Source organism: Curtobacterium sp. Leaf261, from assembly GCF_001422205.1.
GTDB lineage: Bacteria > Actinomycetota > Actinomycetes > Actinomycetales > Microbacteriaceae > Curtobacterium.
Genome location: NZ_LMMJ01000012.1, coordinates 58,273 through 81,199, shown reverse-complemented (window position 1 = coordinate 81,199; position 22,927 = coordinate 58,273). Strand labels below are relative to the sequence as shown.

The 22,927-nt window shown below is 70.6% G+C and carries 18 protein-coding genes and 1 other RNA gene; 4 read left to right on the top strand and 15 right to left on the bottom strand.

Annotated elements, in window-relative coordinates:
- Positions 1 to 69 precede the first annotated feature (69 nt).
- The 6 genes from ssrA to ASF23_RS16290 form a co-directional block, all read right to left on the bottom strand.
- Positions 70 to 447, bottom strand: a transfer-messenger RNA (tmRNA) gene (gene ssrA, locus ASF23_RS18000).
- A 206-nt stretch (positions 448 to 653) separates the two neighbouring features.
- Complete coding sequence (smpB, locus tag ASF23_RS16310) at positions 654 to 1,124, bottom strand: SsrA-binding protein SmpB (protein WP_055956122.1); 471 nt, start codon at positions 1,122 to 1,124, stop codon at positions 654 to 656.
- A 106-nt stretch (positions 1,125 to 1,230) separates the two neighbouring features.
- Positions 1,231 to 2,145, bottom strand: coding sequence for a permease-like cell division protein FtsX (gene ftsX, locus ASF23_RS16305; RefSeq protein ID WP_055956119.1), 915 nt, complete (start codon positions 2,143 to 2,145; stop codon positions 1,231 to 1,233).
- Entirely contained in the window at positions 2,142 to 2,897 is a 756-nt protein-coding gene (ftsE, locus tag ASF23_RS16300) for a cell division ATP-binding protein FtsE (protein ID WP_055956252.1), read from the bottom strand. The genes ftsX and ftsE overlap by 4 nt, the downstream gene beginning before the upstream one ends.
- A gap of 238 nt (positions 2,898 to 3,135) precedes the next feature.
- The gene (gene prfB, locus ASF23_RS16295) at positions 3,136 to 4,242 is read right to left on the bottom strand and encodes a peptide chain release factor 2 (protein ID WP_055956116.1); all 1,107 of its coding nucleotides are present in this window, start codon (positions 4,240 to 4,242) and stop codon (positions 3,136 to 3,138) included.
- Between the two features lie 82 nt (positions 4,243 to 4,324).
- Positions 4,325 to 5,512: a cysteine desulfurase family protein gene (locus ASF23_RS16290; RefSeq protein WP_055956112.1), complete on the bottom strand. Its 1,188-nt coding sequence runs from the start codon at positions 5,510 to 5,512 to the stop codon at positions 4,325 to 4,327.
- Positions 5,513 to 5,555: 43 nt separating this feature from the next.
- On the opposite strand from ASF23_RS16290, the gene ASF23_RS16285 reads away from it, so the two are divergent.
- The 3 genes from ASF23_RS16285 (at position 5,556) to glgB (ending at position 12,375) form a co-directional block, all read left to right on the top strand.
- Positions 5,556 to 7,649: a glycogen debranching protein gene (locus ASF23_RS16285; RefSeq protein ID WP_235510927.1), complete on the top strand. Its 2,094-nt coding sequence runs from the start codon at positions 5,556 to 5,558 to the stop codon at positions 7,647 to 7,649.
- Positions 7,650 to 7,801: 152 nt separating this feature from the next.
- Entirely contained in the window at positions 7,802 to 9,793 is a 1,992-nt protein-coding gene (locus ASF23_RS16280; protein ID WP_082474262.1) for an alpha-1,4-glucan--maltose-1-phosphate maltosyltransferase, read from the top strand.
- Entirely contained in the window at positions 9,790 to 12,375 is a 2,586-nt protein-coding gene (glgB, locus tag ASF23_RS16275; RefSeq protein WP_235510926.1) for a 1,4-alpha-glucan branching protein GlgB, read from the top strand. Before ASF23_RS16280 ends, glgB begins: the two co-directional genes overlap by 4 nt.
- A 101-nt stretch (positions 12,376 to 12,476) precedes the next feature.
- Here the strand turns inward: glgB and ASF23_RS16270 are convergent, their stop codons facing one another.
- The 3 genes from ASF23_RS16270 to ASF23_RS16260 form a co-directional block, all read right to left on the bottom strand.
- Positions 12,477 to 13,478 (bottom strand): SDR family oxidoreductase, encoded by a 1,002-nt coding sequence (locus tag ASF23_RS16270; RefSeq protein ID WP_055956110.1) that lies wholly within the window; start codon positions 13,476 to 13,478, stop codon positions 12,477 to 12,479.
- Positions 13,479 to 13,642: 164 nt separating this feature from the next.
- Entirely contained in the window at positions 13,643 to 14,638 is a 996-nt protein-coding gene (locus tag ASF23_RS16265) for a tetratricopeptide repeat protein (protein WP_055956106.1), read from the bottom strand.
- Positions 14,635 to 16,392 (bottom strand): hypothetical protein, encoded by a 1,758-nt coding sequence (locus tag ASF23_RS16260; RefSeq protein ID WP_055956102.1) that lies wholly within the window; start codon positions 16,390 to 16,392, stop codon positions 14,635 to 14,637. Before ASF23_RS16260 ends, ASF23_RS16265 begins: the two co-directional genes overlap by 4 nt.
- A 242-nt stretch (positions 16,393 to 16,634) precedes the next feature.
- On the opposite strand from ASF23_RS16260, the gene ASF23_RS16255 reads away from it, so the two are divergent.
- Positions 16,635 to 18,488, top strand: a complete 1,854-nt coding sequence (locus ASF23_RS16255) for a hypothetical protein (RefSeq protein WP_055956099.1) — start codon at positions 16,635 to 16,637, stop codon at positions 18,486 to 18,488.
- 45 nt (positions 18,489 to 18,533) lie between these two features.
- On the opposite strand, the gene ASF23_RS16250 is transcribed toward ASF23_RS16255, so the two are convergent.
- The 6 genes from ASF23_RS16250 to frr form a co-directional block, all read right to left on the bottom strand.
- The gene (locus ASF23_RS16250) at positions 18,534 to 19,280 is read right to left on the bottom strand and encodes an alpha/beta hydrolase (RefSeq protein ID WP_055956095.1); all 747 of its coding nucleotides are present in this window, start codon (positions 19,278 to 19,280) and stop codon (positions 18,534 to 18,536) included.
- Positions 19,277 to 19,573 carry a hypothetical protein gene (locus tag ASF23_RS16245; protein WP_055956093.1) on the bottom strand — a complete coding sequence of 99 codons (297 nt, stop codon included), beginning with the start codon at positions 19,571 to 19,573 and terminating at the stop codon, positions 19,277 to 19,279. The genes ASF23_RS16250 and ASF23_RS16245 overlap by 4 nt, the downstream gene beginning before the upstream one ends.
- Positions 19,574 to 19,579: 6 nt before the next feature.
- Positions 19,580 to 20,524 carry a transglycosylase SLT domain-containing protein gene (locus ASF23_RS16240; RefSeq protein WP_326999020.1) on the bottom strand — a complete coding sequence of 315 codons (945 nt, stop codon included), beginning with the start codon at positions 20,522 to 20,524 and terminating at the stop codon, positions 19,580 to 19,582.
- 123 nt (positions 20,525 to 20,647) lie between these two features.
- Positions 20,648 to 21,193, bottom strand: coding sequence for a DivIVA domain-containing protein (locus ASF23_RS16235; RefSeq protein WP_055956090.1), 546 nt, complete (start codon positions 21,191 to 21,193; stop codon positions 20,648 to 20,650).
- Positions 21,194 to 21,301: 108 nt separating this feature from the next.
- Positions 21,302 to 22,333, bottom strand: a complete 1,032-nt coding sequence (locus ASF23_RS16230) for a phosphatidate cytidylyltransferase (RefSeq protein WP_082474261.1) — start codon at positions 22,331 to 22,333, stop codon at positions 21,302 to 21,304.
- 17 nt (positions 22,334 to 22,350) lie between these two features.
- Entirely contained in the window at positions 22,351 to 22,905 is a 555-nt protein-coding gene (frr, locus tag ASF23_RS16225; RefSeq protein ID WP_055956087.1) for a ribosome recycling factor, read from the bottom strand.
- Positions 22,906 to 22,927: the final 22 nt, after the last annotated feature.

The following is a 22,927-nucleotide window of genomic DNA, read 5'->3' as shown; positions in this document are numbered from 1 at the left end:
CGCGGGAGGACTCGATGCGGCCGTTCGGGCCACACGTGGGACAGCGGTTCCGTCGGCGTCGGAACGAAGTGGTGGAGATGGGGGGAATTGAACCCCCGTCCAACGCTGAGATTCGACGTCTTCTACGGGCGTAGCCAGATAGTTCGTTCTGCTCGGCCCCGACCATTGCTACTGGCTTCTTGGTCGACAGGCCCAGCCCGAGTGCAAGTCCCGCACGGCCCTCAGACACAACCGTGCAGCAAGCCCTCTGGATGACGTCAGGGTCCGGTTAGAAGGCGGTCACCGGTCTGACGGACTTCATGTGGCTCTACTGCTTACGCAGCGAGAGCGAAGTCAGTGCGCTTGTTATTGGCACTTGTTGTTTTCCACGGATCGTTAACGAGATAACCGTGGATCCTCGGCCCGCTTCTCGTCGGCAAACAGGCGATGTCGAAACCGATCATCCCCATGAGTCCGCCGCCGAACGGCCGCTGTCCCACTGTGGAGTTGTGACGCTGCCCGATTGCCTGGGCAGCTCGTGAGTCTACATGAGCGAGGTCTGCGTCGCCAGGCCCAGCCGCTCCTCCAGACCGTCGATGCGTCCGCTGCTGGCGGAACGACCGCCACCGCCGCTGGCGGGCCGACCGCCACCGCCGCCGCTGTCGGGCCGATCGCTACCGCGACTCGCGGAACGACATCGCCCGCTCGGCCTCGCGCCGGTCGGTGCGCTCGCGCAGGGTCTGGCGCTTGTCGTACTCGCGCTTGCCCTTGGCGACCGCGATCTCGACCTTGGCCCGTCCGTCGGAGAAGTAGATCTGCAGGGGGACGAGCGTGTACCCGCCCTCCTTCGTCTTGTGCGAGATCTTGACGATCTCCTGCTTGTGGAGAAGCAGCTTGCGCTTGCGCCGCGGGGCGTGGTTGTTCCACGTGCCCTCGGTGTACTCGGGGATGTGCACGGCGTCGAGCCAGGCCTCGCCGCCGTCGATGAAGGCGTAGCCGTCGATGAGCGACGCACGACCCTGGCGGAGGGACTTGACCTCGGTGCCGGAGAGGACGATCCCGGCCTCGTACGTGTTCTCGATCGTGTAGTCGTGGCGCGCACGGCGGTTCGTGGCGACGACCTTCTCACCGCGTTCCTTGACCATGACGCCTCCTCGACGCTCGTTGCCTCTGCCCACCCGGACCGGGGAGCCCCGACCGGAAGTGGACGGCCGACCAGTCTATCGAACGTCGAGCCCGAACGCGATGTTCCTAGACCTTGAGGTACCGCCGGATCGCCACGCTCGCCGACAGCGCCGCGAGGATCGCCCCGACCACCACCACGATGGGCACCACGACAGCGGTCTCCCCCATGCCGATGAAGGGCGTCCCGGTGAACCGCGACGACAGGTACCCGCGGACGAAGAACCACACCACCGCCACGATCGCGCCTCCCGCCATGAGCGCTCCGATGAGCGAGGCGATCACCCCCTCGAGGATGAACGGCGTCTGGATGAACCGGTTCGACGCCCCCACGAGTCGCATGATCCCGAGTTCTCGTCGACGGGAGAACGCCGACAGCCGGATGGTCGTGGCGATCAGCAGCACCGCCGCGACGAGCATCAGCGCCGCGATCCCGACCGCCGTGTACGACGACGCGTTCAGCACGGAGAAGATCGGTTGCAGGTATCCGCGTTGATCGACCACGCTCTGCACACCCGCGAGTTTGGACATGGACTCGATGAGGACGTCCGACTGCGACGGGTTCTTGAGGTTCACCCAGTAGGTCTCGTTGAGGTACTCGGGCTTCACGAACTCCGTGGCGGGCGAGTCCTTGAACTGCGACTTGAACCGCGTGTACGCCTGGTCCTGCGTCTCGAAGTAGGTCTTCTGGATGAACGGCTTCAGCGTCGACGAGTCGAGCTGGTCCTTCACCTGCGCACGCTGGTCGGCGGTCGCCTTCGCGCCCGTGCAGTTCCCCGTGGTGTCGGTGTCGGTGCACAGGTAGACCGCGACCTGCGCCCGGTCGTACCAGTACCCCTTCATCTGGTTGATCTGCATCTGGAGCAGGATCGCCGTCCCGACGAAGGTCAGCGAGATGAACGTCACGAGGACGACGGACACGACCATCGAGGCGTTCCGACGGAGGCCGGAACCGACCTCGGAGAACACCAGACCGAGCCTCATCGGACGATCCCCGGGAGCGTCTGGATACCGGTGGTGTTCGACACCGGGTTCCGGATGATCGGGACCGCCTGGGTCTCGTAGCCGCCGGCCTGCTCGTCACGCTGGACGACACCGTCGGAGAGTTCGATGACCCGACGCTGCATCTGGTTGACGATGCCGGCGTCGTGGGTTGCCATGAGCACAGTCGTCCCGCCCTGGTTGATGCGTTCGAGGAGCGCCATGATCCCCGCCGAGGTGGTCGGGTCGAGGTTCCCGGTCGGCTCGTCGGCCAGCAGGATCGCGGGCTTGTTCACGACGGCGCGGGCGATCGCCACACGCTGCTGCTCACCGCCGGAGAGCTCGTGGGGCATGCGGTTCGCCTTGCCGGAGAGCCCGACCATCTTGAGGACGTCCGGCACCGCCTCGCCGATGAACCCCTTGCTCTTGCCGATCACCTGGAGGGTGAACGCCACGTTGTCGAACACGTTCTTGTTCGGCAGCAGTCGGAAGTCCTGGAACACGACGCCGAGGTTCCGCCGGAAGTACGGCACCTTCCGCGAGGACAGCGAGCCGAGCCGCTGCCCGAGCACGTGGATCTGCCCGCGTGTCGGCCGTTCCTCCTTGAGGACGAGCCGCAGGAAGCTGGACTTGCCGGAGCCGGACGCGCCGACGAGGAAGACGAACTCGCCCTTGAGGACCTCGAGGGTGAGGTCGTTGAGCGCCGGATTCGGGTTGCCCGAATACACCTTGGTGACCTGGTCGAATTTGATCATGACCGGATCAGGGTAGGTCGGGTTCCCGAGAACGACGGTCAGGCGCGCGGCTCGCGTTCGTGAGACCTCGGCGAGCGTCGGCCGGGAGGCGCGGCTGACGTCCGCCGGATCGGCGCGCGCCCGGCGATCCCGGGCCAGGCAGGCGTCTCGCACACGCTCGTCCACGCAGAACACCCGGATCGGCGTGTTCAGCTCGGACGAACGTGTTCAGAACACCCGGACCCCGAGGGGCGCTGCGTCAGTCGTTGGCCTGCTTGCGCCACCGGATGCCGGCGTTGATGAACCCGTCGAGGTCGCCGTCGAACACGTGGGACGGGTTGCCGACCTCGTACTCGCTCCGAAGGTCCTTGACCATCTGGTACGGCGCGAGGACGTAGGAGCGGATCTGGTCGCCCCAGCTCGCCGTGATGTTGCCGGCGAGCTCCTTCTTCTTGGCGTTCTCCTCCTCTTTCTTGAGGAGCAGGAGACGCGACTGCAGCACGCGCATGGCGGCCGCACGGTTCTGGATCTGCGACTTCTCGTTCTGCATGGACACGACGGTCCCGGTCGGGATGTGCGTCAGGCGGACGGCGGAGTCGGTCGTGTTGACGGACTGCCCGCCGGGGCCGGACGACCGGAAGACGTCGACGCGGATGTCGTTCTCCGGGATGTCGATGACGGCGGTCTCCGGCATGAGCGGGATGACCTCGACCGCGGCGAAGGACGTCTGGCGCTTGCCCGCGGCACCGAACGGCGACATCCGGACGAGCCGGTGCGTGCCCGCCTCGATGGACAGGGTGCCGAACGCGTGCGGCGCGTCGACCTCGAACGTGGCGGACTTGATGCCGGCCTCCTCCGCGTAGGAGGTCTCCATCACGGTCGTCCCGAAGCCGTGCTGCTCGGCGTACCGGAGGTACATGCGGAGCAGCATCTCGGCGAAGTCCGCGGCGTCGACACCACCGGCACCGGCGCGGATCGTGATGACGGCGGGGCGGTCGTCGTACTCGCCGTCGAGGAGCGTCTGGACCTCGAGTTCGCCCATGACCTTCGTGATGGCCTTGAGCTCGGCGCTCGCCTCGTCCGCCGAGTCCTGGTCGTCGCCCTCGTTCGCCATCTCGACGAGCACCTCGAGGTCGTCGAGGCGCGCCTGCGTGTCGGTGACCTTCTTGAGCTCGGACTGCTTGTGGGACAGCGCACTCGTCACCTGCTGGGCGTGCGTCGTGTCGTCCCAGAGGTCGGGTGCGCCCGCCTGCTCACCCAGCTCGACGATCTCCCGCTCGAGGCGATCAACGTCGATCACCGAGCGGATGTTCCCGAACGTCTCGCGGAGGGCTGCGATCTGCTCGCTGATGTCCAGTTCGACCATGATGCCCAAGCCTACCGGCAGGCCACCCTGGGGCGGACCGGCGGACGCGGGGCGTGCCTCCAGACCGGTTCGGGTGATACGCTCAGCGTGCGCCGAGCGCGGGCGCGTGGCCGGCCATGCCGGCGACCGACGCACGGGCCACCGCGTCCGGCAGGGCGTCGAGGAGCGCGGTGACGTCCTCCGGCGTCGTCGTGTGCCCGACCGTGATGCGGAGCGCCCCACGCGCGTCGGTCTCGGACACGCCCATCGCCATAAGCACGTGCGACGGCTCCGGGATACCCGCCTGGCACGCCGAGCCGGTCGACACGCTGATGCCGGCCGCGTCGAGGAGGAACAGGAGCGAGTCGCCCTCGCACCCGGGGAACGTGAAGTGCGCGTTGCCCGGCAGCCGGTCGACCGGGTCACCGCGCAGCACCGCCGACGGGACCCTGGACGCGACCCCGGCGATGACGGCGTCCCGGAGCACCGTGGCACGTGCGGAGTCGTGGAGCGCGGACGCCGCGACCCCGAACGCCGCCGCGGCGGGCGCGTCCTGCGTTCCCGAGCGGACCTGGCGCTGCTGCCCGCCGCCGTGGATGAGCGGCTCGACGACGGCGCTCCGCGCGAGCACCAGGGCCCCGATGCCGACCGGGCCGCCGATCTTGTGCGCGGAGATGCTCGTCGCGTCGAGGGGCTCGGAGCCCCCGCCGGCGTGGTGGACGTCGATCGGCACCTGCCCGTACGCCGACACCGCGTCGCAGTGCACCGGGACACCGGCGGCATGGGCGATGCGCACGACGTCGGCGACGGGCTGGATCGTCCCGACCTCGTTGTTCGCCCAGAGGAAGGTGACGAGCGCGACGTCGGACGGGTCGGCGAGGGCCGCGGCGAGCGCCGTGAGGTCGAGGCGTCCGAGCGCATCGAGGGGGATCTCGTGGATCACGGCGCCGTCGTGCTGTTCGAGCCACGTGACGGTGTCGACGCTGGCGTGGTGCTCCCCCGCCGGCACGACGATGCGGGGTCGTGCCCGGTCCCGCTGGCGCGCCCAGTACAGGCCCTTGACGCCGAGGTTGACGCTCTCGGTACCGCCGGAGGTGAACACGATCTCGACGCTGTCGGCTCCGACCGAGGCGGCGACCTGCTCCCGACCGGTCTCGAGCACCATCTTCGTGGCCTGCCCCGCGCTGTGGATCGAGGAGGGGTTCCCGACGGTCGTCAGGGCGTGCACGTATGCGGCGAGCGCCTCCGGGAGGATGGGTGTCGTCGCGGCGTGGTCGAGGTAGACGGGCATGACGTTTTCAGGATACGCGCGCCGCCTCATTACCCTGGGGCCTGTGCAGATCGTCGACACCACCAGCCGCCTCGGCCTCCGTCTCGACGGTGCGGGGGCGTCGTTCGCGATGCACTCGGCGTCCGCGAGCTCGGTGACGCTCGTCGTCCCCGCCACGGACCACCGCCCGGAGACCACGGTGCCGCTCGTCCGGGGTGACGACGATCCCGCGGTGTGGTCCGGCCGCGTCGAGGGCATCCGGCCCGGCGACGCGTACCACCTGCTCGTCGACGGCCCGTCGGGTCCTCGACACGACTTCGACCCGGCGCGCCCGCTGCTCGACCCGTACGCCCGCGGCATCGAGCGCTCCGACGAAACGCCGGGGCGATGGACCTCGATCGCGGTGTCGGACGACTTCGACTGGGGCGGCGTCCCGAAGCCGACCACGCCGCTCGACCGCGCCGTGGTCTACGAGGCGAACGTCAGGACGCTGACCGCGGGGAACCCCGACGTGCCGGAGCACCTGCGCGGCACCTACGCGGGACTCGCGCACGAGAGCACCATCCGGCACCTGGTCCGTCTCGGCGTGACCGCGGTCGAGCTCCTCCCGGTGCACGCGTTCGCGTCCGAGGACTGGCTCGGCCGACAGGGGCGAGAGAACGCCTGGGGCTACAACACCCTCGGGTTCTTCGCCCCGCACGCGGCGTACGCGTCCGAGCCCGCACGTCGGGCGGGAGCCGACGCCGTGCTCCGCGAGTTCAAGGGCATGGTCCGGATCCTCCACGAGGCCGGCATCCAGGTGATCCTCGACGTGGTCTACAACCACACCGCGGAAGAGGGGCGTGGCGGTCCGACGACGAGCCTCCGCGGGATCGACGGCGCGAACGCGTACCGCTGGGACCCGGAGCCCCGACCGGACGTCGAGGGCGGCGAACCGGTCGAGCACTACTTCGACGTCACCGGCTGCGGCAACTCCCTGAACACGGCGCACGGACCCGTCGCGGACCTCGTGCTCGACAGCCTCCGGTACTGGGCCCGCGAGGTCCAGGTCGACGGCTTCCGCTTCGACCTGATGGCGGCGCTCGCACGGAACGCCGACCATGCGTTCGACCCGGGGCACCCGATCCTCGACCGGATGCGGAACGACCCGGACCTGCGGGACGTGCTGCTCATCGCCGAGCCGTGGGACGTCGGTCCGGACGGGTGGAAGACCGGCGCGTTCGGGTCCGGGTCCGGCGGCACGGACATCGCCGAGTGGGACGACGGATTCCGCGACACGGTGCGGGAGTTCTGGCTGACCGACCTCGCCAGGGAGCGGCGCGACGGCAGCCCCGGCGCGGGGATCGGAGCCCTCGCGGGGGCGCTCACCGGGTCGAGGCACCTGTTCGGCCCGTCGCGCGGTCCGCTCGCCAGCGTGAACTTCGTGACGGCGCACGACGGCTTCACCATGCGCGACCTGGTGTCCTACGACGCCAAGCACAACGAGGCGAACGGCGAGGACAACCGGGACGGCACGAACGACAACCGGTCCTTCAACCACGGCGTCGAGGGCCCGACCGAGGACCGCGGTGTCCGGGCACACCGGCAGCGGACGATCCGGAACCTGATGGGGACGCTGCTGCTCTCGGCGGGCATCCCGATGATCACGGCCGGTGACGAACGGCTCCGCACGCAGGGCGGCAACAACAACGCCTACGCGATCACCGACGACTCGGTGTGGGTCGACTGGACCACGCACCCGGACGTCGAGTCGATGATCGACCAGACCGCCGCGCTCATCCGCCTCCGCACGGCGCACCCGGCACTCCGCCCGTCCCGCTTCGGCGTCGAGGGCGCCGTCACCCCGTCCGCCTCCCGGATGACCTGGTACGCCACCGACGGCCAGCCGATGACCCGGGAGCGGTGGGACGAACCGACGCACCGCGCGCTGCAGTACTACGTCGAGTCGACGCCGGAGCACGAGCCCTACGACCGCGTCCTCGTGGTGGTCCACGGCAGCGGGCGGACCAGGGACATCACGCTCCCCCGCCACGACGGCGTCGACTCCTACCGGCTGGCGTGGTCGAGCGAGAAACACCGCGACCACGACCGACAGCGCCCCGCCGGCACGGTGTTCACGGCGTACGGGGCCGGGATCCACGTGTTCGAGATCGCCTGACACGGCGTCCGACATCGCCTGACACGGCGTCCGACATCGCCTGACACGGCGTCCGACATCGCCTGAGACGGCGTGCCACATCGCCTGAGACACACCCGGGGAACCGACCCCGACGGGAACGAACCTCCCCCCGCGCCGAGTACGGTCGGAGCGTGGCCATCGCAGACCGACCCGTCATCGGGCGCATCCCCATCACCGACCTCGAACCCGCACCGCCGATCGGGTTCCCGAGCAAGGCCTTCGACGGCGAGGTGATCCCGTTCGCAGCGACCGTGTTCCGCGAGGGTCACGGCGTCATCGGCGCCGAGCTCGTGCTCGAACGTCCGGACGGCGGCACGAGGACCGTCCCGATGACCCCGGGAGCACCGGGGACCGACCGCTACGAGGCGACCGTGCAGGTCGACCACGTCGGGCTCTGGTCCTGGCACGTCGAGTCCTACGCCGACGACTGGGCGAGCTGGGTCGGCGGCGCGCGGCTGAAGATCGCGGCCGGTGTCGACACCGAGGCGACGCTGCTCGACGGCGCCGTCCTGCTCGACCGGCTCGCCGACGAGTCCCACTCCCCCGCGGCGACGGACGCGGCCGCCCGTCTCCGCGACACGTCTCGGACACCGGAGCAGCGCCTCCAGGCCGTCGACGACCCGCGCGTCACCGGCGCCCTCGTCGACAGCCCGCTCACCAGCCTCCGGACGGAGTCCGAGCCGCAGGAGCTCGACGTCGAGCGCACCCGCGCCGGCGTCGGCGCGTGGTACGAGTTCTTCCCACGCAGCGAGGGGGCGAAGCACCTGCCGGACGGCTCGTGGCGGAGCGGCACGTTCCGCACAGCAGCCCGTCGCCTCCCCGGTGTCGCGCGCATGGGCTTCGACGTCGTCTACCTGCCACCGATCCACCCGATCGGCACCACGGCACGCAAGGGTCCGAACAACACCCTGACGCCGGGTCCGAACGACCCGGGCAGCCCGTGGGCCATCGGGTCCGCCGCCGGGGGTCACGACGCGATCCACCCGGACCTCGGCACGGTGGACGACTTCCGCGAGTTCGTCGAGACCGCGAAGAACACCGGCATGGAGGTCGCCATCGACTTCGCGCTGCAGTGCTCCCCCGACCACCCGTGGGTGACCGAGCACCCGGAGTGGTTCACGGTCCGGGCCGACGGGTCCATCGCCACCGCGGAGAACCCGCCGAAGCGCTACCAGGACATCTTCCCGATCCAGTTCGACGACGACCCCGAGGGCATCGTCACCGAGGTCCTCCGTGTCCTGCGGCACTGGATCGGTCTCGGCGTCTCGATCTTCCGCGTCGACAACCCGCACACCAAGCCGCTCTGGTTCTGGGAGCGGGTGATCCGGGAGATCCGTGTCGACGACCCCGAGATCGTGTTCCTCGCCGAGGCCTTCACGCGCCCGGCGATGATGCGCGCCCTCGCCGAGGCCGGGTTCACGCAGTCGTACTCGTACTTCACCTGGCGGAACACGAAGGAGGAGATCGAGTCGTACTTCACCGAGCTGAGCTCCGAGACCGCGGCGTACCTCCGACCGAACCTCTTCGTGAACACCCCCGACATCCTCACCGAGTACCTGCAGTTCGGTGGCCGTGCCGGATACAAGGTCCGAGCCGCACTCGCCGCGACCGGTGCGCCGACGTGGGGCATGTACTCCGGGTACGAGCTGTTCGAGGACGTCGCGCGTCCGGGCAGCGAGGAGAACATCGACAACGAGAAGTACGAGTACAAGCCCCGCGACTTCGACGGTGCCGAGGCGGCCGGCGCGTCGCTCGCGCCATACGTCACGATGCTCAACCGGCTCCGTTCGGCGCACCCCGCGCTGCGTCAGCTGCGGAACCTGCACGTGCACCCGACCGACAACGACGCCGTCGTGGCGTACTCGAAGCACCTCGACGGCGCCTTCACCCGCTCGGGTCACTCCGACACCGTCATCGTCGTCGCGAACGTCGACCCGCACTCCGCCCGTGAGGCCACCGTGCACCTCGACATGGCGGCGCTCGGCGTCGCTCCCGACGTGCAGATCGACGTCCGGGACGTCGTGACCGGTGCCCGCTGGACATGGGGCGCCGACAACTACGTCCGCCTGGACGCATTCTCCGAACCCGTGCACCTGCTCGTCGTGGAGGGAACCCACCGATGAACGTCCCGAACCCGAACCAGCCGAACCAGCCGTCCGACCGGCTCCCGACCCGCAGGCCGGAGGCGACCGAGCAGCCGGGAGGCACGCAGCAGTCCGCCCCGCCGCCCGCGGTCCCGGGGCGCCCACCGGTCGCACCACCGCCGCCGCCGCCCGTGCCGGCGGCGGTCACGAAGCCGTCCGAGCCCGAGGAGCCCCGCGTGGAGCCGAACGTCTCGGCCCCGGGCGAGGACATGCCCGGCGCCGCACCCGTGCCCGCGCAGTCGCCCGACCGCGACGTCGCCGAGTCGGACACGCTGGCCGGTGGCGCGACGCCCCTGCCGGACCGTGCCGCGGTGACCCCGCCGACGTCCGGCGCGACCAGCGGGGCGGACGCCAGCCGTGCCTCCAGTCCGATGCCGGCGGCGACAGCCGCTTCCGCATCCGACACGCCCTCGCTGGTCCCGCCGTCCGTCGAGGACTGGCAGCTCGCCGAGGTCGCCGACGGACGGTCCTCGCAGCCGCACAGCATCCTCGGCCCGCACGCCGTCGACGGCGGCACGAGTGTCCGCGTCGTGCGAAACCTCGCGAACGCCGTGACGATCGTCACGCGCGACGGCGACGACTTCGCGCTGACGCACGAGGGCCACGGTGTGTGGGTCGGGGTCACACCGGGCCCGCTCGGCGCCTACCGCGTCGAGGCCGAGTACGACGAGGAGATCTGGACGTCCGACGACGCCTACCGGTTCACGCCGACGCTCGGAGAGCTCGACCTGCACCTGTTCGGCGAGGGCCGCGACGAGCAGCTCTGGCACCACCTCGGCGCGCACGTGCAGACCGTGGACGGGGTCCCCGGTGTCGCCTTCGCGGTCTGGGCTCCCCGCGCGACGGCCGTCCGGGTGATCGGCGACTTCGAGGGCTGGGACGGTCGGACCACCGCGATGCGTCGCCTCACCGACCTCGGCGTCTGGGAGCTGTTCGTCCCCGGTGCCGTCGACGGCCAGCGCTACAAGTTCAAGATCCTCACCGACGGCGGGTGGGTCGATCGTGCGGACCCGTTCGCGCGCCGCGCCGAGGAGCCGCCGGCGACGGCGTCGGTCATCACGACGTCCGCGTACGAGTGGTCCACCGGCGACGACGAGTGGATGACCAGACGGGCCGAGGCCACCACGCACGACCGACCGATGAGCGTCTACGAGGTGCACCTCGGCTCGTGGCGGCCCGGACTGTCCTACCGCCAGGCCGCCGACGACCTCATCGGCCACGTCACCCACCTCGGGTTCACGCACGTGGAGTTCATGCCCCTCGCCGAGCACCCGTTCGGCGGCTCGTGGGGCTACCAGGTCACCGGGTACTACGCCCCAACCTCGCGGTACGGCTCCCCCGACGACCTCCGGTACCTCATCGACCGGCTGCACGCCGCCGGCATCGGCGTCATCATGGACTGGGTCCCCGGACATTTCCCGAAGGACGAGTGGGCGCTCGGCAAGTTCGACGGCTACGCGCTGTTCGAGCACCCGGATCCGCGCCGGGGCGAGCAGCTCGACTGGGGCACCTACGTCTTCGACTTCGGGCAGCCACAGGTGCGGAACTTCCTCGTGGCGAACGCGCTCTACTGGCTCGAGGAGTTCCACATCGACGGCCTCCGGGTCGACGCCGTCGCATCGATCCTGTACCTCGACTACTCCCGGACCGACTGGCTCCCCAACCAGTACGGCGGTCGGGAGAACCTCGACGCAGTGGCGTTCCTGCAGGAGACGAACGCGACCGCGTACAAGCGGTACCCGGGCATCGTCATGATCGCCGAGGAGAGCACCTCGTGGCCGGGCGTCACCCAGCCGACGAGCGCCGGCGGCCTCGGGTTCGGGCAGAAGTGGAACATGGGCTGGATGCACGACACGCTCGAGTACGTGCAGCGCGACCCCGCGTACCGCTCGTACCACCACGACGAGATCACGTTCTCGTTCGTGTACGCGTTCTCCGAGCAGTTCACGCTGCCGATCAGCCACGACGAGGTCGTGCACGGCAAGGGCTCCCTCTACGGCAAGATGCCGGGCGACGAGTGGCAGAAGCTCGCGAACGTCCGGGCCTACCTGTCGTTCATGTGGTCGCACCCCGGCAAGCAGCTGCTGTTCATGGGCCAGGAGTTCGCGCAGCCCTCGGAGTGGAGTGAGGCGCGAGGGCTCGACTGGTGGCTCCTCGACGACCCGGGCCACCGTGGCATCCAGGACCTCGTCGCAGAGCTGAACTCCGTCTACCGGGAGAACCCGGCGCTGTGGCAGCACGACACCACGGCAGAGGGCTTCGAGTGGCTCGAGGGCGGTGACGCAGAGCACTCCACGCTCGGGTTCATCCGGAAGGCCGGCGAGGACCGCATCGCGGTGTTCACGAACTTCTCCGGCGTGCCGGTGTCCCGTCGGTTCGGGCTCCCCTCGGCCGGCCGCTGGACGGAGATCCTCAACTCGGACGCCGAGGTCTACGGCGGCTCTGGCGTCGGGAACCTGGGTGGCATCGTCGCCGAGGAGAAGCCCTGGGCCGGACGTCCGGCGTCGGCCGACATCGTCGTGCCACCGCTCGGGGCCGTCTGGTTCAAGCTGGAGCGATAGCGGTTCTTCCGCGAAACACCGAGTTGGCCGCTTCTCGCAGGGATATTCCCCTGCGAGACGCGGCCAACCTCGTGTTCCGCGGAGGTGCAGCGGGCAATGGCCTACGCGTCGAACGCCCGCGCGCGTTCCAGCAGCCGCTCGAACGCGGCGTCCTCGTCCGGGTCGACGACCGCGCGCCCGGGCTCCGCGTCGAACCACTCCACGATCTCGCGCGCGCCCGTCGACCACGGGGTCGTCGCCGTCCATCCCGGCACGAGCGTCTTCACGTGGGTGTTGTCGAACACCACGGAGTGCGCCTTGTCGCCGAGGATCCCGGGGCCCCACTCCGGCACGACCGTCGCGACGCTCTCGCTCGCGACGTGCACGAGACGCGGTTCGTCGACACCGGCGGCGGCCGCGAGGGTCCGGGTGATCTGGTCCCAGGGCAGTGCCTCGTCCGAGGTGATGTGCACGGTGTCGCCCACGGCCGCCGGGAGCCCGAGCAGCCCGACGAACGCCCGCGCGAAGTCCGCGTGGTGCGTCAGCGTCCAGAGCGAGGTGCCGTCCCCGGGCACGACGACCTCGAGTCCGCGACGCATCCGGTCGACGGCCGTCCAGCCACCCGTGAGCGGGATCGAGGTGCGGTCGTACGTGTGCGACGGTCGGACGATCGTCACGGGGAACCCGGCGTCACGGTGGGCGCCGACGAGCACGTCCTCGCAGGCGATCTTGTCGCGTGAGTACTGCCACCACGGGTTCCGGAGGGGGGTCGACTCGCGGATCGGCAGCGACGCGACGGGCTTCTGGTACGCCGATGCCGAGCTGATGAACACGTACTGCGCAGTGCGGCCGGTGAACAGGTCGATGTCCGCCCGCACCTGGTCCGGGGTGAAGGCGACGAAGTCGACCACGACGTCGAAGGACCGGTCGCCTATCGCGGCGCGGACACTGGCCGGGTCGGACACGTCGCCCGTGAGCACCTCGACGCCGTCCGGCACGGGGCGGGTCGACGACGAACCGCGGTTCAGCACGGTGAGCCGGTGCCCGAGCTCGACGGCTCGGACGGCGGCGGCCGAGCTGATGATGCCGGTCCCGCCGATGAAGAGGACTGTCAACGCTGACATGGTGGTGACTGCTTTCTGCGAGGGGCGAGTCTCCAGTCTGCTCCGCAACGCCGGTGGCGGTGGGGATGGCGGCACGGAACGCACTGGAGGCGCGGTGCCAGCTGGCACCGCGCCTCCAGGACGAAGACCGGTCGCGTCCGCGACGTGCGCCGACGCGTCCGTCGTCAGTACAGCAGCATCGTCAGCCGGCGTCGCGCCGCGACGACCCGAGCGTCGTCGCCGCCGACGAGCTCGAAGTACTCCACGAGCCGCGCGCGGAGCGCATCGCGGTCCTCGCCGAACACCGTCGGGAACACCTCGAGCAGGCGGGAGAAGGCGTCCTCGACGTGGCCCCCGCTGATGTCGAGGTCGGCGACCCCCATCTGCGCCTGCACGTCCTCCGGTGCGTCGGCAGCAGCCGCGCGGAGCTCGTCCGCGGTCCGCCCGTCGAGCCGATCGAGGAGCGAGACCTGCGCGAGCCCCGCGACGGCCATCTGGTCGTGCGGGTCCTGCAGGATCGCGGTCTTGTACTCGGCGATCGCGGCGGCGAAGTCGCCGCGCTCGATGGCGTCGTACGCCTCCTGGTGGTGCGGCGGCAGCGGCTCGGGCTCGGGTTCGACGGCCTCGGCGTCAGCCGTGTCGTCGGCACCGGCGGCGTTCGTGACGTCGATCCGGCCGGAGACGCCCTGCTGCTCGGCGACCTGCAGGACCTGCTCGAAGACGTCGCGCACCTCGGCCTCCGGGAGCGCCCCGACGAAGAGGCCGAGGGGGCGTCCGCCGACCACGGCGGCGACGGTCGGGATCGACTGCGCCTGGAACGCCTGCGCGAGCTGGGGGTTCGTGTCGACGTCGACCTTGGCCAGGACGATCCGACCGGCGTACTCACGGGTGATCTTCTCGAGCACCGGGGAGAGCTGCTTGCACGGGCCGCACCACTCGGCCCACAGGTCGACGATGACCGGCACGGTCATCGACAGCTGCAGGACGTCCTGGAAGGACGCATCGGTGACGTCGACGATCACCGAGTCGAGAGTCATCGTCGCGGCGTCGGGCTGGTCGTCCGCGCCCGGGTGTGCGTGCACCGGAGCATCGGTCGGCGGACGGTTCACGAGGGACGACAGGTCGACCGCTCCGCGGAGACCCATCGGGATCGGGGCTGGGGTCGGGGGGACGTTGCTCATTGCACCTCACTTGCAGCGATCAGGCCCTGAGTGAACCCGAGCAGTTCTATCTTGGACTTCGCACCGACCGGCGGCACGTAGAAGAGCAGCTGGACGCCGTACTTCGCCGAGATGCCCTTCTTGCTCGTGCCGACCCCGGACAGCGCCTTGACGGCACCCTCGGTGTTGACCTCGGCGCCGTCCTCCTTCGGCGTGACCTTCTCGATCTCGTTCAGGGTCGTCGACACCAGGGCACCAGCCGTGTTCGTGGCGAGGGCGATGCTGCCGTCCTCCGGGATCTCCGACGAGAACGCGATGTTCGCGTCCTGCAGGCTCGAGGCCTTGGAGTCCTTGTACGACTTGCCGATCTTCGACCGGAGGTCGTCCCCGTCGGTCGAGAACACGTCGGCGTACTGGCTCTCGGAGTCCTTCGCGAGGATGTCCGCGTACGCAGCTGCGAGCTGGCCTGGCTGGAGCTTCAGGAGCTTCACGTCCGGCGACAGCTGGGCGGCACCGATCGTCACCGGGGGCACGTCGGTGAACTGCGCACCGGCCTCGAGGGCGACGTCGTAGGCGACCTTGTACTGGTCGCGCGCGGACTCCTGCACGAGCGTCAGCGCCTGCGGGGCCGCGTCCGCGTCGGAGCTGTCGGATACCACCACGAACACCGTCCGCGGCCACGTGTCGGTCTGCTGCGGGACGGCGACGGTCACGGACCCCGACGGGATCGCCGGGGGCGCCTGCACGTCGGCGTCCGAGCCGCGGATCGTGTAGTTGGCCTTCCGCAGGTCGAGTGCCGCCCCGGAGAACCGCGTCGCGGCGAGGTCGGCGTCCTTGTCGGCGTCGGCCTTCGTGGCGACCTCGGAGATCCGCTGCACGATCCGCTTGATCTGCGGCGCGGTGGCGGCCGTCGGCTCGGCCGTGTCGGCTGCCGCGCCGCCCGTGGACGACGCCGTCGGGGTCGGACTGACGCTCGGATCGGTGCCCTGCGGCCAGTACTCGGCGGAGCACCCGGCGAGGGCCAGGCTCGCGACCACGAGGACGGGCACGACGGCGACCATCCGCCGCCCGCGCCGCCCGGCGCGTCCGCGGACCGGCACCTGTGCACCGGCTGCGGCGGCACGGCGCGACCCGCGCACACGGGGCGGACGTCCGCCACCGCTCCGACGACGCGGACCGCGGAGCCGGCGCTGGTGCAGGAGCGCCCACACGTAGAACGCGATCCCCAGCGCCACGAAGAACCCACCGGCGGTCAGCAGCGGGCCCACGAGCGGCGTCGCGCTGTCCCGCGGCCAGGTGATGGAGACGCTGGAGACGGCGCTGGAGCCGTCGCCGGACACGATGAGGAGGGACGTGCCGGCCGGGAGCCGGACGGTGAAGTCGCGCGCCTGGTCGCCCTGGTACTCGGCCGCCCAGAGGTCGCTGCCGGAGGGGTCAGGGACCGTTCCGGCGCTGCCGGTGGTCCGGGCCCGGAGCGACGTGGCCTCGGCGTCGTACCGCAGGGTCTGGTGCTTCGCCGACCCGACCCACGCCGAGACGTCCGAGGAGTTCCCGTAGGCCACGAAGAGGTCCGACCCGCCGGTGACGCGGATGCGCTGGTTCCCGGCGTTCGCGTCGAGCGTGGCACTCGGGATGATCGTCACCCCGGCCGTCGACGAACCCGCGGTCGCGGCGACGGTGGTCGTCGGGGGCGCGAAGATCGTTCGCTGACCGACTCCGAGGCCGACGAGCACGACGCCGATGACGAAGCTGACGATCGCCAGGACGAAACGCACGGATACTCTCCTTCCGCGCCAGCGTGGGGTGCGGCGCGATGCCCTCTCGAGCGGTTGCAGGCCCGGCACACCGTCGGCTGACGGGCGCTCGAAACGACTGTTCAGCCTAACCACACACGCTGGGAGGCGCATCCCCGGTGGCACAGCGGCTGCGGCCCGCGCTCAGGAAGCCCGGAACCACCCTCCCAGTACACTCGACGCGGGCGACGACCGCCCCGACGACCAGGTGCAGGAGCGAGATCGTGGCGAACGACGAGGCAGAGTTCGGGACCGAACTGCGGGGCTACCGCAAGGACGACGTCGACCGGGCGCTCAGCCAGCTGCGGCGCGAACTCATCAAGTCGAACAACGACCGCGCGGAGGCTGCCCGCGAGCTCCGGCAGCTGCAGTCACACGTCGACGACCTGCAGGGCGAGCTCGACGAGGCGGGTGCTCCCACGTACAGCGGACTCGGCACGCGCCTCGAGACCACCCTGCGCGTCGCCGAGGAACAGTCCACCCGACTGATCAGCCAGGCGGACATCGACGCCGAGCGGGTCCGCGCCACGAGCCAGGCCGAAGCTGCTCGACTCGCCCGCACCTCGCAGGCGGAGGCGAGTGCGACCCTCGACGACTCCAGGCTCCGGGCCACCAACGAGCTCGCCCGTGCCCGTGCCGAGTCGGCCGACACCATCGAGCGTGCGCGGAGCGAGGTCGGTCTCGCGCTGCAGGACGCGAGGAACGAGGCCGCGGCGATCCGCGGGGCAGCCGTCACCGAGGCTGCCGAGACCCGGTCGGTGAGCATCCGCGAGGCCGCCGCACTCCGCGCGGCCGTGGAGCGGGAGGTCGCCGAGCTGCGCGAGGTCGCCGAGCAGGAGTCCGCCGACGCACGCCAGGCCGCCGCAGCCCTCGACCGCGACACCGAGCACCGCCGGAGCGTGTTCGACGTCGAGCACGAGCGCCGCACCGCCGAACTCGACCGCGCCACCACCGAGGGGCACGACACACTCGATCGTGAGCTCGCCGCCGCCCGTGACGACTGGGACCGGACCCTCGCGGCCGGACAGGACGGTCTCGCGCGCGAGCTCACGGTCGGACGCGCCGCACTCGAGGCCGAGGTCGCGAGCCGTCGCGCCGACCTCGACGCCGAGCTCGGGGACGCGCGCGACGACCTCGACGCCGAGCTCGGTGCTGACCGCGCCGCGTGGGACCGGGAACTCGCCGAGTCGAGGTCCGCCCTCGACCAGGAGCTCGCGAGCGCCCGTGCCGCGTGGGAGCAGGAACGCAGCGCCGGCCGCAGCGCACTCGCGCGGGAGGTCGAGTCCGCCCGCGCCGAGGTCGCCGTCGACGTCGAGCAGACCCGCGCAGAGAACGAGCGCCTCGTCGCCGAGACCGCCGAACGGCTCGACCGCGAGTCCGTCGAGCAGCGAGAGCGCCTCAGCCGCGAACGCGCCGACGCAGAGGCCGACGCCCGACGCGCGCTCGAGGCCCACGAGACCGAGATCGCCGAGCGTCGGGAGGCCGAACACGCCGAGCTCGACACCGAGGTCGCCGACCGCCGGAGCGCGGAGCTCGGTGCTCTCGAGGCCGAGCGGATCGCCCTGCGTGCCGAGATCGATCGTGACCGCGCCGACCACGCGCGAGACCTCGACGAGGCACGCGCGGCGATCGTCCGCGAGCGGGACGCGGCTCGGACCGCCCTGGAGTCCGAGCTCGCCGGCCGCCGCGACGAAGCGGAGCAGGACTACCTCCAGAAGCACCACGACACGGTCACCGAGACCCAGCGGTACCTCGACGAGGCGAACCTGCAGCTCGCCGACGCCGTCCGCCGCGCGGCCGATGCCCGATCGGAGGCCGACCGTCTCGACCGCGAGTCGAGGGACGGTGCCCGGGAACGGACCCAGACCGCTGAGGAAACCGCGCAGCAGACGGTCCGTGCGGCCCAGGACCGTGCGCACGCCCTCGTCAGCGACGCCGAGGCGCGCACCGAGCGGCTCCTCGCGGACGCCGAGGACCGACTCGCAGCCATCCGGATGGAACGGGAGGCGGTCGCCGGGTACCTCGAGAACCTCCGCGGGGTGCTCTCCCACGCGGTGGACCCAACAGCCACCGACTGACCGGCTCCGACACTGAACGGCACTGACGCCGACCCGCACGGGGTGTCAGGCGGTGTGGTCCCACTCGGTCGGCAGCGGGGCTGACCCGGGGACGACGAGGTCGGCGATCGCGTCGAGCACGATCCGCACGTACTTCTCCCCCACCCAGAGGTGCTTTGCCCCCGCGACCGGGACGACCTGCACCTCGGGTACGGCGGCGAACTGCGCGACGGCAGCGTCCGGCCGCAGGAAGTCGTCGAACTCCGGCACGAGCGCCACGACCGGCACGGTCACGCCGCGCCAGCGGACGAGCTCCTCGTCTGTCGTCCGGCGGAGCGGAGGCGAGAGGAGCACCACGCCCGCCACGGCACCGCGCTCGACGTGCTCGAGCGCGTGCTTCAGGATCACCTCGGTCCCGAACGACCAGCCGACGAGCCACGGCTTCGGCAGCCCGCGTGCCTCGATGTCCTGCACGGCGGCCCGGAGGTCGAATCCCTCGCTCTCGCCGTCGCCGAACGAACCCTCGGAGGTACCTCGCGGCGAGGTGACCGACCGGAAGTTGAACCGGGAGACGGCGATGCCCGCGAGGGCCGGCAGTCGCGCGGCGGCCTTCTTGAGCACGTGCGAGTCCATGAACCCGTGCGCCGTCGGCAATGGGTGGAGGGTGACGATCGTGCCGCGTGCGGGTCCGTCGAGCGGCTCGGCGAGCTCACCGACGAGCGTGAGGTGGTCGTCCGTGACGAGCTCGAACTCGGTCCGACGTGCGGGGAGGACGGTGCTGCTCCGGATCTCGTCCACGGCGGCGTCGGTCACGCGATGCTCCAGCAGTGGTTGTGCCAGTGCCGACGGGCAGCGAGGTCGGCCGCGTCGCCGAGGACGCCGTCCGCCCGCCACACCACGACGTGGGCGACACCGGGCTGGATGACCTGGGTGCACCCGGGGCAGATGTACTCCTTGGCCGCCGCGGTCACACCCACGGGCTGCACGGTGTACTCGAGACCCCGTCGGACCTCGGTCCGCTTCCACCCGCTCATCATGCGGGTCAGGCCGGACTCGTCGTCCTCGTCCTCACGCCGATGACCGCGAGGCCGGTTGCTCCGCGGCACTGCCGATCAATACCAGTTGTAGGAGACGCTGTGACCCCACGCACCGCACGGCGTGCCGTACACACCGGTGATGTAGTTGAGTCCCCAGGTGATCTGCGTCGCCGGGTTGGTCTGCCAGTCCGCACCCGCGGACGCCATCTTCGAGCCGGGCAGCGACTGCGGGATGCCGTAGGCACCAGACGGGTTGTACGCGTACACGTTCCAGCCCGACTCCTTGTTCCACAGGGAGACGAGGCAGTTGTACTGGTCGGCTCCCCAGCCGCGCGCGGTCACCATGTCGAGGGCGATCGCCTTCGCGCTGCCGGGGTCGGGGGTGCCCGCAGACGGTGCTGCTGCGCCGCCGGTGGTCTTCGCGGTGCTCGCCGTCTTGGCGGTCGCAGCGGTCGTACCGGTGGTGGCCTCGGCGGTCGGTGCCGGGGTCGGCACGACGACCGGGGCAGGCTTCGTGACGCCGTAGCCGTCGCGGTCCACCGCGTCCGCGTACGTGCCGTGGGCGGTGTACGCCTGCGCGGGGCCGACCTTCTGGAGCGGCGGGGCCACGACTGCCGCGGATGCCATGTCGGCACCCTGGAGCGGGTTCACCAGCGAGCCGCCGACGAACCCGAAGACGGCGAAGAACGACAGCGCGGGGATCGTCGCACGGCGGCGGATGAGCGCCGTGCCGGTCAGCCGCGGTGCCGTCGCACGGTTCGCGGGGCGTGACGCGGCGGCGGCGCGACGCTGCTGACGGCTGATGCGCGCTGCGGCCGGCTTGACGACCGGGGCGGGCGCGATCGCCGCGGCGACGATCTCCGAGACGCTCGTGTCGGAGACGCGACTCGCGGCGACGGACACCGGCGCGAGACCACGGGGTCGACCGATGGCCGCCCGTCGCTCGCCGGGTCCGTGGTCGGACGGGGTCGCTGTGTGCTCCGTGAGACCGGCACCGACGATGTCGGTCGCTGCGGTCACCGGAGTGCGGACGCTACGTGGTTCTGCGCTGTGCCTACCCATGAGTCTGACCAGGGTAACGGAAGGATCACGGAAACCGAAGCATTCGGACGGTATGCGTGTCCGGTGACTGCGCGGAACGTCCTACCGGACGGCGAGCATGACGTCCACGACGGCGTCGAGCACCGCGTCGACCTGGCCTTCGCGGTAGCCGCCGTGCTTCGGGCGGAACACGATCGCCCGGACCTCGGTGAGGCTCAGCGGCTTGCCGTCGTGGAAGTAGCCGCGCAGCCGTCCGGCGAACGCGTCGACGTCCTTCGGGTGGTACCCGACCGACAGGAACCCGTTCCTCGCGAAACGCTGACCGTCCGGACGATCGAGGCGCGCGACGATGTCGGACGCCTTGGTGCGCGCCTCGGCGTACCAGGCCTTCTGCCCGCGCGACTGCAGCTCGCGGTCGCGTTCACGCGCGGCGAAGGCGTCCTCGAGCCGTTCGAGTGCCGCGTCGACGTGCTGGGTCGAGTACCCGCCCTTCCGCATGCTGAACGCGGTCGCGCGGATCTTGCCGGCACCGAGGTCGTCGGCATCGGACGCGGTGTACGCGCGTCGGGCGTCCTCGAGGAAGCGTTCGACCTCGTCGGGGTCGTAGCCGAGGGTCGAGCGGTCAACGGTCGGGAATGTCGAAGGCACGGCGCCATTGTGCCACCGCCCGGGCGTCGACACCCCTGAGGACCCGCAGACGACCTGCGAAACCGTCCGGGGACGAGCGATGCGGACGCGCAGCAGGGTGGACGGGTGTCAGTGCACGACGAGGTACAGCACGTACGCCACGGCCGCCGACGGGAGCACGCTGTCGATGCGGTCGAGCATGCCGCCGTGACCCGGCAGGAAGGTCGAGATGTCCTTGATGCCGAGGTCTCGCTTGATGAGCGACTCGGTGAGGTCGCCGAGCGTCGCGGACAGCGTGATGAGCACGCCGAGGACCAGCCCGAACCACCACGCCTGGCCGAGCATCAGCCACGAGATCAGCACGCCGGCGATGAGCGCGGCCGTCACCGAGCCCGCGAAGCCCTCCCAGGTCTTCTTGGGTGAGATCCGGGGCGCCATCGGGTGCTTGCCGAAGTTCAGCCCGGTGGCGTACGCGCCGGTGTCCACCGCCACGACGACCACCACGAACCCGATCACCCAGAGGTTGCCGTCCGGGAGCGCGGTGAGGAGCACCGTGCAGACGCCGAGCAGGGTCACGTACAGCTGCACGAAGAGCCCCGCCGCGACGTCCTGTCCGAGGCTCGCCACCGTCAGTCTCGGCGTCGTGCCGAGGAACTCCACGGCTCGCCACGCAGCGATGAGCACGACACCCCCGAGCAGGACGACGAGCGCGGCCTCCGGTCCCCCGAAGTACGCCGCGGGCACGATCGCAACACCGGCGATGACACTCGGGATCCGGGGGACGTCACGACCCCCGAACCGCATCGCACTCGCGAGCTCGTACACGCCCACACCGATGAGGAACGCCGCGACGACCATGAAGGACGGCTTGTACGCGAGCTGGCTCCCGAGCATCACCGCGGCGAACGCCAGGGCGATCCCGATGGCAGCCGGCAGGTTCCGACCGGTCCGAGCGGTCAATCGCTGGTTGCGCGCCTCCATCTCGGCACGCCGCTGTCGGAGCTGCGTCTCGAAGTCCGTCCGTGCGGCGCGCGCCCGAGCATCGAAGTCCGCTCGCCGTTCCCGCGCGGTCCGCGGCCCAGCCCCGGGGGCAGTGCGAGCGGACTGCTCCGACGTGGCACCGTCACCCTGGCCGGGCCGGTCCCCCTCGGGCTGGTCCATCAGATCTGGCTGATCCATCAGACCTCGAGGAGTTCGGCTTCCTTCTTCTTCAGGGCGTCGTCGATCTGGTCGACGAACTTCTTGGTCTGTGCCTCGAGCTCCTTGTCGGCGCGGGAGATCTCGTCATCCGAGATCTCGCCCTTCAACGCGTCGAGGTCGTCCTTCGCCTTGCGCCGGATGTTCCGGATCACCACGCGGTGGTCCTCACCCTTGCCCTTGACGATCTTGACGTACTCCTTGCGGCGGTCCTGGGTGAGCTCGGGGATCGTCACGCGGACGATCTCGCCGTCGTTCGTGGGGCTCGCGCCGAGGTTCGGGAACGTCGCGATCGCACGCTCGATCTCCTTGAGCGCCGTCTTGTCGTAGGGCGTCACGATGAGGGTGCGGGCCTCGGGCGTCTGGAGCGACGCGATCTGCGCGAGGGGGGTGGGCGACCCGTAGTACTCGACCGGGATCTTCTGGAACAGCGCCGCGTTGATGCGGCCCGTCCGGACGGTCGAGAAGTCGTCCTTGGCCACGTCGACGGCTCGTGCCATCTTCTCGGTGGCCTCGGTCAGGACATCACTGATCACGGTGGTTCTCCTTCGGTACGGA

Bases quoted from the DNA above. Each gene is read 5' to 3' on its own strand.
- smpB (WP_055956122.1), bottom strand. From the start codon at position 1,124: ATGGTCAAGGAACGCGGTGAGAAGGTCGTCGCCACGAACCGCCGTGCG.
- ftsX (WP_055956119.1), bottom strand. From the start codon at position 2,145: ATGAGGCTCGGTCTGGTGTTCTCCGAGGTCGGTTCCGGCCTCCGTCGG.
- ftsE (WP_055956252.1), bottom strand. From the start codon at position 2,897: ATGATCAAATTCGACCAGGTCACCAAGGTGTATTCGGGCAACCCGAAT.
- prfB (WP_055956116.1), bottom strand. From the start codon at position 4,242: ATGGTCGAACTGGACATCAGCGAGCAGATCGCAGCCCTCCGCGAGACG.
- ASF23_RS16290 (WP_055956112.1), bottom strand. From the start codon at position 5,512: ATGCCCGTCTACCTCGACCACGCCGCGACGACACCCATCCTCCCGGAG.
- glgB (WP_235510926.1), top strand. From the start codon at position 9,790: ATGAACGTCCCGAACCCGAACCAGCCGAACCAGCCGTCCGACCGGCTC.
- ASF23_RS16270 (WP_055956110.1), bottom strand. From the start codon at position 13,478: ATGTCAGCGTTGACAGTCCTCTTCATCGGCGGGACCGGCATCATCAGC.
- ASF23_RS16265 (WP_055956106.1), bottom strand. From the start codon at position 14,638: ATGAGCAACGTCCCCCCGACCCCAGCCCCGATCCCGATGGGTCTCCGC.
- ASF23_RS16230 (WP_082474261.1), bottom strand. From the start codon at position 22,333: ATGGACCAGCCCGAGGGGGACCGGCCCGGCCAGGGTGACGGTGCCACG.